This window comes from Synechococcus sp. R60.1 (assembly GCF_047461835.1).
Lineage (GTDB): Bacteria > Cyanobacteriota > Cyanobacteriia > Thermostichales > Thermostichaceae > Thermostichus.
The window spans coordinates 1-15,142 of sequence record NZ_JANSIA010000079.1 but is presented as its reverse complement, the minus strand read 5'-3'; the positions used below and the strand labels follow the sequence as shown (position 1 = coordinate 15,142).

Below are 15,142 nucleotides of genomic sequence, written 5' to 3'. Positions count from 1 at the left end.
AATCTCGTAGTAGCAAAGGGATTGCAGTTTGACCGCGTTGACGATCTTCTCCGGCGTGTTCTGGTTGACCCAGTTCAGTGCCTGCACAAAGGCATCCATCGTCGCGTCCAATTTAGCGGCTTGCGACGGGGACACCTTGAGCTTGCAGGAGATGGTCAGGACTTGGCTCATAAGTTCATTGTACTTCATCAAAGCGCATTCCTCCCGGCAGTGACCCTACGGGCACAGTGCGGGGCTCCTGCGATTTCTAGCTGATCCCCGGGTGCTATGCCATCCAGCCAAGGGCGGGGATCCCAAGAAGTCCAGCATGCTTTCGTCCCATGTTGACCGGCCCAACCCCACCTCGGCGGCACCTGAACCCGCAACTGCAGCAGCAGGCAGGGCAGTAGAGACGGGAGACAAAGGCATTCCGAAGCTATGATGAACAGGGATGGCTCTGAGTTTCTACCTACATCTTTAACTGGGTCTGTTTTCAGGCTGTGCTGACTGCTTCTTCTGCCGGTTCTGCGGTTGATGCCATTGCTCCTTTTGCTCCCCAAGTCTGGAGCTGGCGCGGACATGCCATTCGCTATGTGGTGCAGGGATCCGGATCCCCGCTGGTCTTGGTGCATGGATTTGGGGCTTCCATCGGCCATTGGCGGCACAACATCCCCGTGCTGGCTGCGGCAGGATACCGGGTCTATGCCCTGGATTTGCTGGGGTTTGGCGGCTCGGCCAAGCCTGCTCTCCCCTACACCTTGGATCTGTGGGCGGAGTTGCTGGTGGATTTTTGGCAGCAGCACATTCAGCAGCCTGCTGTATTTATCGGCAATTCCATCGGTGCCTTGCTCAGCTTGATCATGGCTGCCCGGCATCCCCAGTTAACAGCAGGAGCAGTGTTGCTCAACTGCGCCGGGGGATTGAACCATCGCTCCCATGAGCTCAGCCCGATTTTCCGCCTTTTCATGAGTGTTTTCACCGCTCTGGCGGCTTCTCCGGTGACGGGGCCGTTTTTGTTCGATCGGGTGCGGCAGCGGCAGCGTATTCGCGCAACTCTGGAGCAGGTGTACCGCAACCCCGCCGCCATTACGGATGAGCTGGTGGAGATTCTCTATGCCCCTTCCTGTGATGTGGGCGCTCAGCAGGTGTTTGCCTCGATTCTCACCGCTCCCCCTGGCCCAACTCCTGAAGCCCTATTGCCTCAGGTGCGCTGCCCGCTGTTGGTGCTCTGGGGAGAGGGGGATCCCTGGACGCCCATTCAACGGGGTCGCGGCTTTCAAAACCACGTGAAAGGGATCGACTACCAGTTCTTGCCCATTCCCAATACAGGCCATTGCCCCCACGACGAGCGCCCAGAGGTGGTCAACCCTCTGATTTTGGGCTGGCTGCCCAGAGCCTTTGCGGCGGTCTAAGCTTTTTTGGAGGTTCCTTTGCCGGAGAGGCCCAACCAACCTCGGATTTTGGCCATCCAGACTTGAAGGGGTGAAGGCTGGGGACGGATCGCCACCTGGATCGGCTCGTCTTGGAAGTCCTTGTCCTTGAGGCGAAACCCAAACTCCAGGTCATCTTTCACCTTGCCGAGACGGGGGAACAGCCTGACGGCTGCTTTTTTGAGTTCTTCCTCATTTTGGAAAATGGCCTGGTGAATGGCGCTGGAACGTCCCACTGCCAGGGATCCCACCGGCAGCCAAGGATTGGGCTGGCCAGGCGCGGGCTGGCGACGGCGGGCAAAGATGTTGAACTCCGGCATCCCCTTGGCTTTCAGCTCGTCGTACCGTTGGGCGGCTTCCTTACGCTTGGCAGTGTTGGAGCTGGCCGGTTTTTTCTCAGGCTTGGATTTGCGAAAACCCTTAGACTGACTCATACTTGGGCTGACGAGAGGGGGGATTTTTGCAGCTTAGCGCAGATTGGATCCCCTTCTCTGCTGGGGATCCCTTGTCCTCATTGTCCGTAGCCGGCGTGCTATACTTGTTGAGCTTCGGCGGGCGGTTAAAGGGGCCTGTCAGTCGGGATGTAGCGCAGCTTGGTAGCGCACTTCGTTCGGGACGAAGGGGTCGCAGGTTCGAATCCTGTCATCCCGATGGCTTTAAAGTTCACTGAGCTCTCAACTTAATCTTGGGGGTTTAATTTTGGGGGTGTAGGTGACGCAGCCAGGCATTGACGTTGACCCGAATTCGCTGCCCAACCTGTAAGAGGCGGTGCAGGTTTTCGGCAGAAATGTCTCGGCAGTCTTCTTGGGGCCAAGCTGGGCAACGCGGGCCAATTTGACGCTCCAGCGCTGTCAGATAGAGCTCTTGCAGGCGATCCAAGTTGATGGGCAGGCGCAGGTCTGCAGCCAATTGCAGCCATTCTTCCAGGTTGTAGAGCTGTTCGCCGAAGGTCTCCGGCTCAAAAGCGTGGGCAAGGTGCCACATCCCCCGCTGTAGGAGCCGATCCAGAACCCGGGCTGCCTCTTCCCGCCGCAACTGACACCCCAACTGCTCGGCCTCGCGCACAATTGCCCGCAATTCCAGCAGGTGATCCCGCTTGCCCTCTTCCATTTCCATCGCCCGCAAACTGGTCAACAGGCGTTGGTTGAGGGTGATCTGAGCGGCAGCCAACAACTCTTCCGGGATCGGCAGGCCGTCGGCCCGAAAGGCCATCAAGACCCCGTAATTGTCCAGGTAGGTTTGGCGGTAGAGCTGGGCCAGGCGGTCTAGGGTATCTTGGGTGAGCCAGCGCATCATCTGCTGCCGATCTTCGTCGTCGAGGGCGTTCAGGTCGAAGGTTTCCGGCCCAAATAGGTCTTGCAGGGTCAGGATCATCTGTATCCGACTGTGGGATCCGGCCAGCAGCCGCGCTTTTATCTGCTCGTAGATGCGCCGCCCAGCAAACGGCTTGACGCCACATTGAAAGTCCCAGCCGCCGAGGTGGAGCACGGCGTAGATCAGGTCGTGCTCTTCGCGGGTGGTGGGAAAAGTGAGCTTCACCCGCCCGATAGCCAGTGTCGACCCGCCTATCGTCAGGCGCTCTTGATCCACTTGATCCAGCACATATCCTTGGGAACGGGGGATCCCGTTAAACAGGGAAAACATGGCGTGCTGAGCCACCAGCCGTTGCGGGCTGATCAAGCTGGGGCGCACCAAGGCGCAATAGACCCCCTTGCCGTCTCTGTAGAGGTCGAGGTTGCTGGGGGCCTTGCTCAGGCGCTGCAAAAACTCCTCTTCTAGGTTGACATCCGCCACTGCTGCTGCCAACTGGATAGCCCGTGCCGCGTAACGCAGGATCTGCACCCCTTCAGGACGGGATAGCTCCTCGAAAAACCAGCCACAACTGGTGAACATCAACTGGCTGTAGCGCTGCATCTCCAACAGGCGCAGCACTTGCACCCGATCTTCAGCGGTGAGGCGGTGGCTTTGGTGCTCCTGCAAAAAGGCATCACAGCGCTCCCGATCCAAAATCACCTCGATGTAACGATCCCGCGCCAGCCAGGGATCCCGCAGGTAGGCTCTGGCCTCCGTCTCGTAGATCTCGGCCAGCTGATCCCGCAGCCAGTTGAGGGCCTCCCGCAGCGGTTGCCGCCAGCGTTGGTGCCACCCTCCCACCGCTCCACAGCCACAGTCTCGCGACCACCGTCCTACCCCGTGGGCGCAGCTCCAGGCGGTGACCGGTTTCAGTTGCACCTCCCAAGTGGGGGGATGTTGGCTGAGAAAATGGCTGTAGTTGCCCACCTGCCAGCCCCGGCGGGGAAATTCCTCGCAAAAGGCATAGGCCAGCGTGCGTTCTACACCCCGCTTGTGGTGGCCAAAAGTCTCGCCATCGGTGGCACAGTTGATCAGATAGGCTTCCCCCTCTTTGTCCGGTCGCAGAGCGGAACGGATCCGCTCCGCCAGAGAGTGGGTGCTGTAGACGATATCCCCAAAGCCCAAGTCACGGGAAATGGGGCCATCGAAAAAGAAAATATCCAAGTACCCCTCCCGATCGGGGGTAAAGCAGCGGTAGGGCCGACGGGGATCGATCTGGCCTTGGCTGACATCGATCCACTCCGTTTGTCCCAAGGGGCGAATGCGCTGCGCTTGGCTGGGGGCCAAAATGACGAAGCGGATCCCACATTCGACCAAGGCCGTGACCGTTGCTGCATCAATGGCGGTTTCGGCCAGCCACATCCCCTGGGGATGGCGCCCAAAGCGGTGTTGGAAATCGGCAATTCCCCAGCGGATCTGGGTGTACTTGTCTCGCTCGTTGGCCAGGGGCAGGATGACGTGGTTGTAGACTTGGGCGATGGCATTGCCATGACCCTCCAGCCGCTCAGCGCTGAGACGGTCGCCGGCCAAAATGCGCTGGTAAACTTCAATGTCATGCTCCTCTAGCCAAGAGAGGAGAGTAGGGCCGAAGTTAAAGCTCAAGAATTCATAGTTGTTGACAATACGCACCACCCGTCCTTGGTCGTCCAGAACGCGGGCAAAGGCGTTGGGGCGGTAACATTCCGCCCAAATGCGCTCGTTCCAGTCGTGAAAGGGGCTGGCGCTCGGCTGTCGCTGAATGCGGTTGAGGCAGGGATCCTCCCGAGGCGGCTGATAAAAATGGCCGTGCAACACCACGTACGGCCGCGCAGAGGAAAGCTCAGCAGCACCTGCCGGAGAAGGAGCCGCTTGCATCGGCGGGTCGGAGACCAAATCGCTGTGCCCTGACTGTGCCGCTGGCCTATCGGAATTTTTGGAGCCACTCGGCATCATGAGATTACACTCCTTTTAGAGGCCTCCAACTGGGTTACAGGGGAAGGCAATGTTAACTTAAGTTCATATCCATACGTTACAGCGATCCCCGATCTGCAACGGTGAATGTAAAAGATTCAGTTGGAAATTTGACAGGGAACAAACATCGGTCAGTAATCTTTGCGTTTTCCTCACAACAGAAGGGATCCTGGGACTTAGCGGGTGGGGGCCGATCTGCCGGTGGCCATTTCCCACGCCGAACAACCCGTTTGAGGTCAGGCCCCCATTGGAATCCCGGTGGATCCCCAGCTCGAACTCACATTCCGGTCCAGTGCCACCAGGCCCAGCCCAGCCCCACCAGCAGCGCCGTTATCCCATAGAGGGATCCCACCACCTGCACCTCCGACCAGCCCCCCAGCTCCAGATGGTGGTGCAAGGGCGACATGCGCAACAGCCGTCTGCCTGTGCCGGTTTTGCGTTTGGTGTATTGGAAGTAGCCCACCTGCAGCATCACCGACAGCGCCTCTGCCACCAGCACTCCCCCCATCAGGGCCAAGGCCCAGAGCTGATCCCCCAGCAGCGCCAACCCGGCCAGAGCACCCCCCAACCCCAGGGATCCGGTATCGCCCATGAACAGCCGCGCCCGGTGGTGGTTGTGAACCAGGAACCCCAAGCAGGCACCGCTCAGGGTGAAAGCCAACACCGATAGCTCTGGATCCCTGTGAAGGAGCCCCAGCCCAATCAGCAGGATGGCCACCACCCCTGCCGCCAAGCCATCCATGCCATCGGTGAGGTTCACGGCGTTATTGGTGCCCACCAGTACAAACAGGGCTAAGGGCCAGAACAGCCAGCCCAGAGAGAGGGTGCCTATCCCCGGCAAGGTCAGACTGGTCGGGATCCCCTGCCAGGCCAGGTAGACACAAAACCCAAGGGCAACTCCCACCTGGAGCAACAGCTTGTGTTTGGGAGACAACCCCTTGTTGGATTGCTGTCGGATCACCAGCCAATCGTCCAGCCAGCCGACAAAGCTGTAGGCCAGCGTGAGCAGCGCGACGGCCAGCCAATGGGGATCCCAGCCGTTCGCGTAAGCGGGCCGTAGGCCTTTCCAGATCCCGGCCACCAGTAGCCCCACGGGCAAAAAGCTGATCCCGCCCATGGTGGGTGTGCCTGCTTTTTTCTGGTGGGATTGGGGCCCCTCCTGGCGGATCACTTGCCCCGCCTTCCAGCGCCGCAACCCGGGGATGAGCAGGGATCCCAGCAGGGCCGAACCCAACGCGCTCAATCCAAAAGGAACGACCACCTGGGGGCGGATCCCGATCACAAGGGTCGAGAGGGCCAAACCCAGCCCCAGCGAGAGCGCCATCCCTCCCCACTCCGTCTCTTCCAGCTCCAGATCGGGAAGGGTATCCGCATCCACTCTTTCTGAACCCCTCACACTCTCAACCTCTAGACTTCAGAAAACTCCGGCAGGCAGAGCCCAAGAAAACTCTATCCTGCCAGAGCTCAGAGGCGAAAGTTAGTTGAGTGGGGATCCCTTCAATAGGGCCACTTCCAGTTGCGCACCTCCGGCAGATCTTCCCCGTGTTTGCAGATGTACTGCTTGTGCTCCACCAGCTTGTCCCGGATAAGCTGCTGGACGTGATCCCGCCGGTACTTGAAGCGATCCACCCGCTCCAAGACGTCGTTGGCCAAGTTAAAGCGATCCACCTGGTTGAGAACGCACATGTCGAAGGGGGTGGTGGTGGTGCCTTCCTCCTTGTAGCCGCGCACGTGCAGGTTGTGGTGGTTGGGACGGCGGTAGGTGAGGCGGTGGATGAGCCAAGGATAGCCGTGGAAGGCAAACACGATGGGCTTGTCGGGGGTGAAGATACTGACAAACTCCTTGTCGCTAATGCCGTGGGGGTGTTCGCTGGGCGGCTGCAGCTTCATTAGGTTCACCACGTTCACCACCCGGATCTTGATCTCCGGCAGGTGCTGCCGCAAAAAGTCCACCGCCGCCAGGGTTTCCATGGTGGGCACATCGCCGCAGCAGGCCATGACCACATCCGGCTCTGAACCCTGATCATTGCTGGCCCATTCCCAGATGCCCAAGCCCTGGGTGCAGTGCTTGATGGCCGCATCCATATCCAGGTACTGCAGGGCCGGCTGTTTGCCCGCCACGATCACATTCACGTAGTGGCGGCTGCGCAGGCAGTGGTCGGCCACCGAGAGCAGAGTATTGGTATCCGGGGGCAGGTAGACGCGGATGATTTCGGCCTTTTTGTTGACCACGTGATCCAAAAAGCCGGGATCCTGATGGCTAAAGCCGTTGTGATCCTGCCGCCACACGTGGGAAGTCAGCAGGTAGTTGAGGGAAGGGATGGGCCGCCGCCAAGGAATGTGACGGGTGGTTTTCAGCCACTTGGCGTGTTGGTTGAACATGGAGTCCACCAGGTGGATAAAGGCTTCGTAACAGGAGAAGAACCCGTGTCGCCCGGTCAACAGGTAGCCTTCTAGCCAGCCCTGACAGACGTGCTCGCTGAGGATCTCCATCACCCGTCCATCTGGGGAGAGGTGCTCGTCGCAATCGTAGATGGGAGCTACCCAGGTGCGGTCGCTGGCCTCAAACACAGCATCCAAGCGGTTGGAAGCCGTCTCGTCGGGGCCAAAGAGGCGGAAGTTGTGGGGGTTGAGCTTCATCACATCCCGCAGAAATTGCCCCAGCACTCGCGTGGCTTCGGCTTCGGTGGTGCCGGGGCGGGGGACAGGCACGGCGTAGCGACGGAAATCCGGCATTTTCAGCTCCCGCGTCAGCAGGCCGCCGTTGGCGTGGGGCAAAGCCCCCATGCGTTTTTCCCCTTTGGGGGCCAGCTCTTGCAGCTCCGGCAGCAGACGGCCATTTTCATCGAAGAGTTCTTCCGGCTTGTAGCTGCGCATCCAGTCCTCCAGAGCCTTGAGGTGCTCCGGTTTTTTGGCCAGATCCGCCAGGGGCACTTGGTGGGAGCGCCAGAAATCTTCCACCTTTTTGCCGTCCACCTCTTTGGGGCCGGTCCAGCCTTTGGGGGTGCGCAGGATGATCATCGGCCATTGGGGACGAGTGGGATCCCCTTTGCTGCGGGCATGCTGCTGGATTTCTTGGATCTCGTGGATCACTGTGTCCAAAGTGGCGGCCATCAACTGGTGCATCTGGGCCGGCTCGGAGCCTTCCACAAAGTAGGGCTTGTAGCCGTAGCCCACAAACAGGCTTTGCAGCTCTTCACGGCTGAGGCGGGCCAAAACAGTGGGATTGGCGATCTTGTAGCCGTTCAGGTGCAGAATCGGCAGCACCGCCCCGTCGTGGATGGGGTTGAGGAACTTGTTGGAATGCCAGGAAGCGGCCAAGGGCCCAGTTTCCGCCTCTCCATCCCCCACCACACAGGCCACCAGCAGATCGGGGTTGTCGAAGGCCGCCCCAAAGGCATGGGCTAGGGCATAGCCCAGTTCTCCCCCCTCGTGGATGGAGCCGGGGGTTTCCGGGGCTACATGGCTGGGCACGCCGCCGGGGAAGGAGAATTGCTTGAACAGCTTGCGCATGCCTTCAGCGTCTTGGCCGATGTTGGGATACACCTCGCTGTAGGTGCCTTCCAAGTAGGTGTTGGCCACTAGAGCAGGGCCACCGTGGCCGGGGCCGGTGATGTAGAGGATATTGAGGTTTTCCCGTTTGATGATGCGGTTGAGATGCACGTAGATGAAGTTCAACCCGGGTGTGGTGCCCCAGTGCCCCAGCAGGCGCGGCTTCACGTGTTCCAGTTTCAGGGGTTCTCGCAGCAGCGGGTTATCCATCAAATAGATTTGCCCGACCGACAGATAGTTGGCGGCCCGCCAGTAGGCATCCATTTTGCGCAGCTCGTCGGCGGTGAGCGGTTTTGTCGAGAGCTGTTCTGCCAGAACCATAGCTGTACCCCATAGGTATCTCTACTTCTATGGTGATCCAGGTTTGCAGAACAGCTTGGGGATCTTGGGATTCCTTTGGATTTGGCTCATTGGGTGAGCGGTAGGCACCTGTTACCACCACCAGGGCTTGATCGGGGTGCCGTCGGGAAAGATCAGGCCGGCAATCCGGGATCCGCTGTGCTTTAACCCTTCGATCTGAGCTCCTTCCAGGTTGGCTTGGGTTAGGTTGGCCCCGCTGACATCGGCCCGCCGCAGGTTAGCCCCCTGAAACTGGGCCTGACGCAGCTCGGCGCCGCTGAGATTGGCCCCTTCCAGGTCGGCATTTTGCAAGTTGGCCCCCCGCAAGTCCGCTCGCTGTAGGTTGGCTCCCCCCAAGTCCGCTCCCTCTAGGTTGGATCCACGCAGATCCGCCCGGTTCAGATCCGCTCCCCTCAGCCGGATCTGACAGAGCACCAGTTCCCGCAGATCGGCTTTGCTCAGGTCTTGGCCGGAGAAATCCTGTCCCTGTCCCCCCCAGTTCTGCAACTGCCAGATGTGGCGCACCCGTTCTTCTAGGTGGGTCTCTTCCGAAAGCCGGGATCCCCGCAGGCTGGTGCCGCTAACTTTTACCCCCCTCAGGTCGGATCCCCGCAGGTCGGCTCCCTGTAAGTCGGCTCCGCTCAGCTTGGCCCCTTGCAAATCCGCTTGGCGCAAATCCGTTTGCCGCAGCCGGGCGCCGTTGAAGTTGCAAAAGCGCAAGTTGGCCCGCCTCAGGTTGGCCTCCCACAGGTTGATCCCCCCCAGCCGTGCTTCTTGAAGGTCGGCTCCCTCCAGGTCTGCATAGGCAAAATCCCGCTCCCCCCGCCGATAGGCCACGATCACCCCTTGCGCTCCCCCCACCGGGCGAAAAGGGCTGTAGGTGCGACAGGCCCGTTCTGCCTCCGGCTGGCCAAGCTGAGACAACAGCCGCCAAGCTGCCAAGCGGACTGCCCAAGAGCTATTGCCGGCGAGGGCTTCAATGAGTTCGGCCAGGCCCGCCGACCCGTACTGCAGCAACTGGGATAGCGTGGCCAAGCGCACGGCTTCATCGCTGTGGGTGAGTCGTCTCCGCGCCCCCTCGATACCTCCCAACACCAAGGCGTGGGCAGGGGCGCTCCCGGTTGCCATTTGCCCCCCCAACACCAGATCCCAAGGTTGGGGCCGGGATCCCTGGCCAGTTCTGACAGCCGGCTGAGGCTTACCTACCATGGGCAGATCCCGATGAACCTGGCTTATAGCCAACGCCCCACCACCACGCGGATGGTGCCATCCTCCAGCACTTCTTCGGCCTCGATGGTATAGCCCTGCTCACGGGCTGAGCGCAGCAAACTTTTGTGGGCGTAGCGCTGCAAAATCGGCTCCAGGAAGGTCTTGGGATCGATGCCCGCCCCCCACAGATCGGCCACCAGCTCGTAGTGATCCCCGTTGCGACGAAACCCGATGTCGAAGCCATTCTTTTGCCGGATCACCAGATCGGCGCGGGTGCGGTTCCAGAGATAGCCCCGCAGGCTGGCATTCCGCTGCACAGCGTAGCCCAATTCCTTCAGAGTCTCTTCCAGGAGATCGGCGTCTTTGATTTGCACTTGCAGGGTGGTGAAGTGAGACATGGCCCTTCCAATCCTTTGACCGATGGAGACCGGATCCTCACTATAAAGCGCCCTTGGGGTGGTGGAAGAAATGTAAACCATCCTGCGGTGGGTCGAGCGAGCGGAACGCAGCTCCCCCTTTCTCCCGCAGGAGTGCAACACACCTGGGCCTGGAGGGTCGCTGGGCTGGCCTGACCTGCCTTCTTATGTAGGCGCGCGCTGCGGCATTCGCGATAGCGGTACGGAGCACCAAGGCTGAGGCATCCGCGCCTGGCGTGTTCGGTAACACAGAAATCTTGGATCTACATCTAGCGTCTAAAGTCAAGAATTGACGATAGTCTCCACTATGTTTGGAGGCAGCAGCAAAAATCTGTCCCACAGGGATCTGTTCTCGTCTGTCTCCGGCTGGAATTGCCGGCGATGAGGTACCAAACCAGCCCCAAGCCGTTCCAAAAACCCGCCGATGACCCTTGCTGTGCCTTGCCAAGTAAGCTTTTCCGATGGCTCTGCGAACAAAAATACTCATCTCTAGTCCCACAAATTGGATGAAAAAATTGCTTTTTTGTCTCTTGAAGATCTCTCGAAGATCTGATTTGGTACCAAAAACTGGTCAAGCAAGTGGAATAATTTTTTCAATCTATCTAAATCTAGAACTTAAGATTGAGTTTATAAAATAGTTGATCTCTTCCCTCCTACTTAAGGTAGAGTTACTACTCAATAAAAAAGGACTTAAAGCACTGCCGGTAGTGTCTAGTGAAGCAGCCTCAATAAATTTAGTGAGTCAAACACCGAGTTCTGGATTAGATTTTTCGAAGTCAAAGCCTTTACGAAAAGGCTTTTGTGCTGGTATGAATAAGGTGCTGTTTGCAGAAAGGTCAGCTTCGTGTGTAGGAAGAGGGCCCGATGCAGCAGGAGAAGTAGAGATTCTGACAGGACATGAATTTATGGTGTGGGGTTTGATATGTCAGAAAGTCTTGACTTGCAAGATGCGGTGGGGCGTTTCTTAAAGACGATTGGCCGCTACTCGTTGCTCACCGCTGAAGAAGAGCTCCGCCTGGCTCACCAGGTGCAGCGGATGGTGACGCTCTTGGAGCAACGGCAGCCCCATGAGTCTGTGGAAGGTTGGAGCCAGCGGCTGGGGATCCCTTTAGCAGAGCTGCAGCAGATCCTGCGGCAGGGGGAAGCAGCCAAGAAACGAATGGTGGAGTGTAACCTCCGCTTGGTGGTGTCGATTGCCAAGCGCTATCGCAATCGAGGCTTGCCGTTTCTGGATCTGATTCAGGAAGGCACCATCGGCCTCACCCGCGCCGTGGAAAAGTTCGATCCCACCCGTGGCTACAAGTTCTCCACCTATGCCACTTGGTGGATCCGGCAAAGCGTGAACCGGGGCATCCAAAACAAGGGGCGGATGATCCGTCTGCCGGCCCACATGTACGAAAAGGTCTCCCAGGTGAAGCGGCGCTACCGCGAGTTATCTGCCGAAAGGGGATCCCGTCCCCAAGCGGAAGAAGTTTTTGATTCTCTGGATATTGGCGATAACTACCGGGAGCTGATCACCCGCCACATGGCAGAGATGCGTTCCTTGAATGTGGGGGTAGGGGATGAAGACGGCACCGAGCTGCAGCACTTCATCCCAGATGAAGACAACGACCCTGTTGAACACCTAACCCAGCTTGCCCGTCGAGAGGAAGTCCGCGCGCTGGTGGGCCAACTGAGTGAACGAGAACGACAGGTGATCGTGGCTCGCTATGGGCTGGATGGATCGAGGGGCCTAACGCTGCGGGAAATTGGGGAGCACATCGGCCTTTCGCGAGAGCGAGTCCGACAAATTGAGCGGCGGGCCTTGCGGAAATTGCGGCGGCTGCAACAGGAATACTCCACGCCCAAAGCTGCCAAACCCTGGGTTAACGGGAACCTGTAACCGTTTGCGTCAGCGGTGCGCAGCACTGTAGAAAGGTTTTTTCACCACTTCGGCAGGCTGGCGCTGCCCCCGAATTTCAATTTCCAGCCGGGATCCCACCTTGGCCCAAGCCGGAGCGACATAGCCCAAGCCGATGCCGTAGCCCAAGCTGGGAGAATGGGTGCCGCTGGTCACCTGTCCGATCGGCTCAGGGGAGTTGGGAGCGTAGATGGCATAGCCGCTGCGGGGGATGGCCGGATGCAGCATGCGAAACCCCACCAGGTGGCGAGGGATCCCTTGCTGCCGTTGGCTTTCGATGGCGGGCTTGCCGATGTAGTCCCCTGGGTTGTTCACCAACCAGCCCAAGCCGGCTTCCAAGGGAGTGGTGCTCTCGTCCATGTCCTGCCCGTAAAGATGGAAGGCAGCCTCCAGGCGCAGGGTATCGCGGCAGCCCAGCCCACAGGGTTGTACGCCGGCCTGAATCAGTTGCTCCCAAAGGCGGATGCCGTCTTCGGGGCTGAGCATGACTTCAAAGCCATCTTCTCCGGTGTAGCCAGTGCGGGCCACAAAGATAGTCTCTCCCAAGGCTCCCGCCGCTCCGGCAAACTGACCGTGCTGAAACCGGCGCAAAGCCTTCAGGGATCCCTCCAAAAAGGGCTGGAGAACCTGTTCGGCTGCCGGCCCCTGCACCGCCAACAAGACCCGAGTGTCGGAGTGATCCTGAAGGTTGACTCCGGGGATCCCTTGGAAGTGGTGGTTGAGCCAATCCCAATCCTTCTGCCGGGTAGCTGCATTGACGATCACGCTCCAGTGCTCCAGCTCACCCTCCGGTGGATGCCGGTAGAAGATGACATCATCCAAAATGCCCCCCAGTGGATTGAGCAGGACGGTGTAGCGACCGGATCCCACAGGAACGGCGCTCAGATCGCTGGGAACCAGACGGCTGAGGTGGGATCCCAGCTCCGGCCCCCAGAGGGTGAACTTGCCCATGTGGGAAATGTCGAATGTCCCCACCCTCTCCCGCACTGCCCGATGTTCTGCTATCACTCCCCGATACTGCAGCGGCATTTCCCAGCCGGCAAAAGAGACAAATCGCGCCCCCAAAGCTTGATGAAGGGAGAACAAGGGGGTGCGTTGCAGAGGCGTTTGGCTCATCAAGGGATCCTCAGCGGTCTAAAGACTAAAAGGTCAAAGACTAAAATAAGTGCAGCATCGCCCATTTCTCGGAGCTTGTGCCATGCGCCTTCTCCACACCATGATCCGCGTCGGCAACCTGGAGCGCTCCCTGCGGTTTTACCGAAAAAACGCCGTAAAGCCTTGCCCTTGAGGGTAGGGATGTAAGGCGCAGACCGTTTTATCCCTTCAGGAACGCTGTTCGCGGTAGCGGTGCGTAGCACTTTAAAATAGCAATATGTTGGTCAGAGAAGCCAAGCTGCTCAACGGCACAGCAGAGCAGTACTAAGCTCTGGATGAAGCCATTCGCACTGCGCAGTTTGTGCAAAACAAGTGTCTACGGTACTGGATGGATAACCGGGGCGCGACCAAAGCGGTTCTGTATTCCCTCTGCAAGGACTTGGCCAAAGAGTTCCCCTTCGCCCGCCAGCTCAATTCTGCCGCCCGTCAAGCTAGTGCCGAAAGAGCTTGGTCTGCCCTCTCCAACTTCTACCGCCGTTGCAAGAACAAAGAGCCAAGGAAAGGCTATCCGCAGTTCAAGAAGAACTGTCGATCGGTCGAGTACAAGCTGTCCGGCTGGAAGCTGTCTCCTGACGGCATGTCCATCACGTTCACCGACGGCTTCAACGCAGGAACATTTGCCTTGTACTGCAATGGTGAGGCAAGACACCATATCCTAAACTCCAAAATCAATCGGGTGCGGGTGATACGCAGGGCAGATGGGTACTATGCCCAGTTCTGCTTGGATGTGGAGCGCAAGGAGCAGGGAGAATACACAGGCAATGTTATTGGCATTGACTTGGGCTGGAAGGCTTTCTACACCGACCAGAACGGCAACTCTGTAGAGTGTCCAAAGTTTCTCAGACGCAGCGAAAGGAGGTTAAAGCAGCACCAGCGCAGATTAAGTCAGTATCGGGAGGAATACACAACTTCACTTGCCTTGTGATATAATAATAATACTGCGGACACCAGAAACGGTTGTTTAAGGCACTGGTAACGGTCGATTGGGGGTGTCGTAAACCATCCCAGAGGTCCGTGGTTAGTTTACTAACTGCAGGGCTACTAAAAGCCTACTCTGTACCGCGAAGCAGTCAGGGTCGGGTAGTTTACTTGGCGGATCCCCCTACAGTCAACTGGCCCAGCACGTTGATATCAAAGGTGAAATTAATCGTCACCGAGTTGCCCTCGTAAGCCTCAGGCAGCGGCAGGAAGGGGGCTGCCCTCTGGATAGCCGTCAGCGCTGCATCGTCTGTTTGTTGGCTGCCGGACGTGCGCCCCAGGCGAATGCTCTGCAGATCGCCAGCTCGACCCACTGTAAAGATCACCACTGTGCGGCGCGAGGTACCGGTCTGCCCAGGTATCCAATTTTGCTCCACTTTTCGCTGCAAAGCGGCCAGCCAAGGACCCCAATCCACATTGGCCCGCGCTGCCACGCTGGGGGGATTGGGAGCGGATTGGGTGGGGTTGGCCAATCCACTAGCTCCACTGCCCTGGATCCCGGCTCCATTGCTGGGAGCAGAGGCACTGACCGGAGGCCCCAACTGGGAAGAGTCAGAGGGCCGCTGGGCGGGAAGAACCTCTGTCACCGGTTGCGGAGCGGGCGGAACGGGAGCCAATTGGCTGGGATCCGAAACCCGCTCGCTTGGCTGTATGGGCAAGGGCTCCGCAGTTGGCGGGGGAGTGGGCCTTGGGGAGGGAGCAGCCGCCACAGGCGGTGGAGTTTGGGTCGGAGTAGGTCTGGGGACAGGCGTGGGAGGGGGCGGTGCCGCAGTCGGGGTCGCGGTGGGCTGAGGGGGAGCGGGGGGTGGGGTGGGCGGGGGCTTGGGTGGAGGGGTTGGGGTTGGGGTTGCCAGGGCACCTGCAGCCGGGGCAGGTGGGGG

11 protein-coding genes, 1 tRNA gene and 1 pseudogene are annotated in these 15,142 nt (G+C 59.0%); 4 read left to right on the top strand and 9 right to left on the bottom strand.

Going from position 1 to position 15,142, the window contains the following annotated elements; translation table 11 throughout:
• Positions 1 to 171, bottom strand: a pseudogene (locus NW834_RS10860) (RNA-guided endonuclease TnpB family protein); the annotation flags it as partial.
• Between the two features lie 308 nt (positions 172 to 479).
• Here NW834_RS10860 and NW834_RS10855 point away from each other — a divergent pair.
• On the top strand, positions 480 to 1,391 hold the full coding sequence (locus NW834_RS10855) for an alpha/beta fold hydrolase (protein WP_414419524.1): 912 nt from the start codon (positions 480 to 482) through the stop codon (positions 1,389 to 1,391).
• Here NW834_RS10855 and NW834_RS10850 read toward each other — a convergent pair.
• Entirely contained in the window at positions 1,388 to 1,843 is a 456-nt protein-coding gene (locus tag NW834_RS10850; RefSeq protein WP_414349868.1) for an HHL1-like protein, read from the bottom strand. The genes NW834_RS10855 and NW834_RS10850 overlap by 4 nt on opposite strands.
• A 143-nt stretch (positions 1,844 to 1,986) precedes the next feature.
• Here NW834_RS10850 and NW834_RS10845 point away from each other — a divergent pair.
• A tRNA-Pro gene (locus tag NW834_RS10845) sits at positions 1,987 to 2,060 on the top strand.
• A gap of 42 nt (positions 2,061 to 2,102) precedes the next feature.
• Here NW834_RS10845 and NW834_RS10840 read toward each other — a convergent pair.
• The 5 genes from NW834_RS10840 to NW834_RS10820 form a co-directional block, all read right to left on the bottom strand.
• Positions 2,103 to 4,694, bottom strand: coding sequence for a DUF3536 domain-containing protein (locus tag NW834_RS10840; RefSeq protein ID WP_414329859.1), 2,592 nt, complete (start codon positions 4,692 to 4,694; stop codon positions 2,103 to 2,105).
• A gap of 295 nt (positions 4,695 to 4,989) precedes the next feature.
• Positions 4,990 to 6,036 (bottom strand): phospho-N-acetylmuramoyl-pentapeptide-transferase, encoded by a 1,047-nt coding sequence (gene mraY / locus NW834_RS10835; protein WP_414419529.1) that lies wholly within the window; start codon positions 6,034 to 6,036, stop codon positions 4,990 to 4,992.
• A gap of 173 nt (positions 6,037 to 6,209) precedes the next feature.
• A complete protein-coding gene (locus NW834_RS10830) occupies positions 6,210 to 8,585 on the bottom strand; it encodes a phosphoketolase (protein WP_414419525.1) in 2,376 nt (791 codons plus the stop codon).
• A gap of 111 nt (positions 8,586 to 8,696) precedes the next feature.
• The gene (locus NW834_RS10825) at positions 8,697 to 9,812 is read right to left on the bottom strand and encodes a pentapeptide repeat-containing protein (RefSeq protein ID WP_414419526.1); all 1,116 of its coding nucleotides are present in this window, start codon (positions 9,810 to 9,812) and stop codon (positions 8,697 to 8,699) included.
• Positions 9,813 to 9,835: 23 nt separating this feature from the next.
• Positions 9,836 to 10,210: a DUF1257 domain-containing protein gene (locus NW834_RS10820; protein ID WP_011432773.1), complete on the bottom strand. Its 375-nt coding sequence runs from the start codon at positions 10,208 to 10,210 to the stop codon at positions 9,836 to 9,838.
• A gap of 940 nt (positions 10,211 to 11,150) precedes the next feature.
• Between NW834_RS10820 and NW834_RS10815 the strand changes: the two genes are divergently transcribed.
• The gene (locus NW834_RS10815) at positions 11,151 to 12,110 is read left to right on the top strand and encodes a sigma-70 family RNA polymerase sigma factor (protein WP_011432772.1); all 960 of its coding nucleotides are present in this window, start codon (positions 11,151 to 11,153) and stop codon (positions 12,108 to 12,110) included.
• Between the two features lie 9 nt (positions 12,111 to 12,119).
• Here NW834_RS10815 and gcvT read toward each other — a convergent pair whose 3' ends face one another.
• Entirely contained in the window at positions 12,120 to 13,244 is a 1,125-nt protein-coding gene (gcvT, locus tag NW834_RS10810) for a glycine cleavage system aminomethyltransferase GcvT (RefSeq protein ID WP_414419527.1), read from the bottom strand.
• A gap of 310 nt (positions 13,245 to 13,554) precedes the next feature.
• On the opposite strand from gcvT, the gene NW834_RS10805 reads away from it, so the two are divergent.
• Complete coding sequence (locus tag NW834_RS10805; RefSeq protein WP_414426303.1) at positions 13,555 to 14,208, top strand: RNA-guided endonuclease InsQ/TnpB family protein; 654 nt, start codon at positions 13,555 to 13,557, stop codon at positions 14,206 to 14,208.
• A 160-nt stretch (positions 14,209 to 14,368) separates the two neighbouring features.
• Here NW834_RS10805 and NW834_RS10800 read toward each other — a convergent pair whose 3' ends face one another.
• Positions 14,369 to 14,920, bottom strand: coding sequence for an energy transducer TonB (locus NW834_RS10800; protein WP_414416132.1), 552 nt, complete (start codon positions 14,918 to 14,920; stop codon positions 14,369 to 14,371).
• Positions 14,921 to 15,142 lie beyond the last annotated feature (222 nt).

Coding starts and splice junctions, on each gene's coding strand:
- mraY (WP_414419529.1), bottom strand. CDS start 6,036: ATGGCGCTCTCGCTGGGGCTGGGTTTGGCCCTCTCGACCCTTGTGATC.
- NW834_RS10830 (WP_414419525.1), bottom strand. CDS start 8,585: ATGGTTCTGGCAGAACAGCTCTCGACAAAACCGCTCACCGCCGACGAG.
- NW834_RS10820 (WP_011432773.1), bottom strand. CDS start 10,210: ATGTCTCACTTCACCACCCTGCAAGTGCAAATCAAAGACGCCGATCTC.
- NW834_RS10825 (WP_414419526.1), bottom strand. CDS start 9,812: ATGGTAGGTAAGCCTCAGCCGGCTGTCAGAACTGGCCAGGGATCCCGG.
- NW834_RS10815 (WP_011432772.1), top strand. CDS start 11,151: ATGTCAGAAAGTCTTGACTTGCAAGATGCGGTGGGGCGTTTCTTAAAG.
- NW834_RS10850 (WP_414349868.1), bottom strand. CDS start 1,843: ATGAGTCAGTCTAAGGGTTTTCGCAAATCCAAGCCTGAGAAAAAACCG.
- gcvT (WP_414419527.1), bottom strand. CDS start 13,244: ATGAGCCAAACGCCTCTGCAACGCACCCCCTTGTTCTCCCTTCATCAA.
- NW834_RS10840 (WP_414329859.1), bottom strand. CDS start 4,694: ATGATGCCGAGTGGCTCCAAAAATTCCGATAGGCCAGCGGCACAGTCA.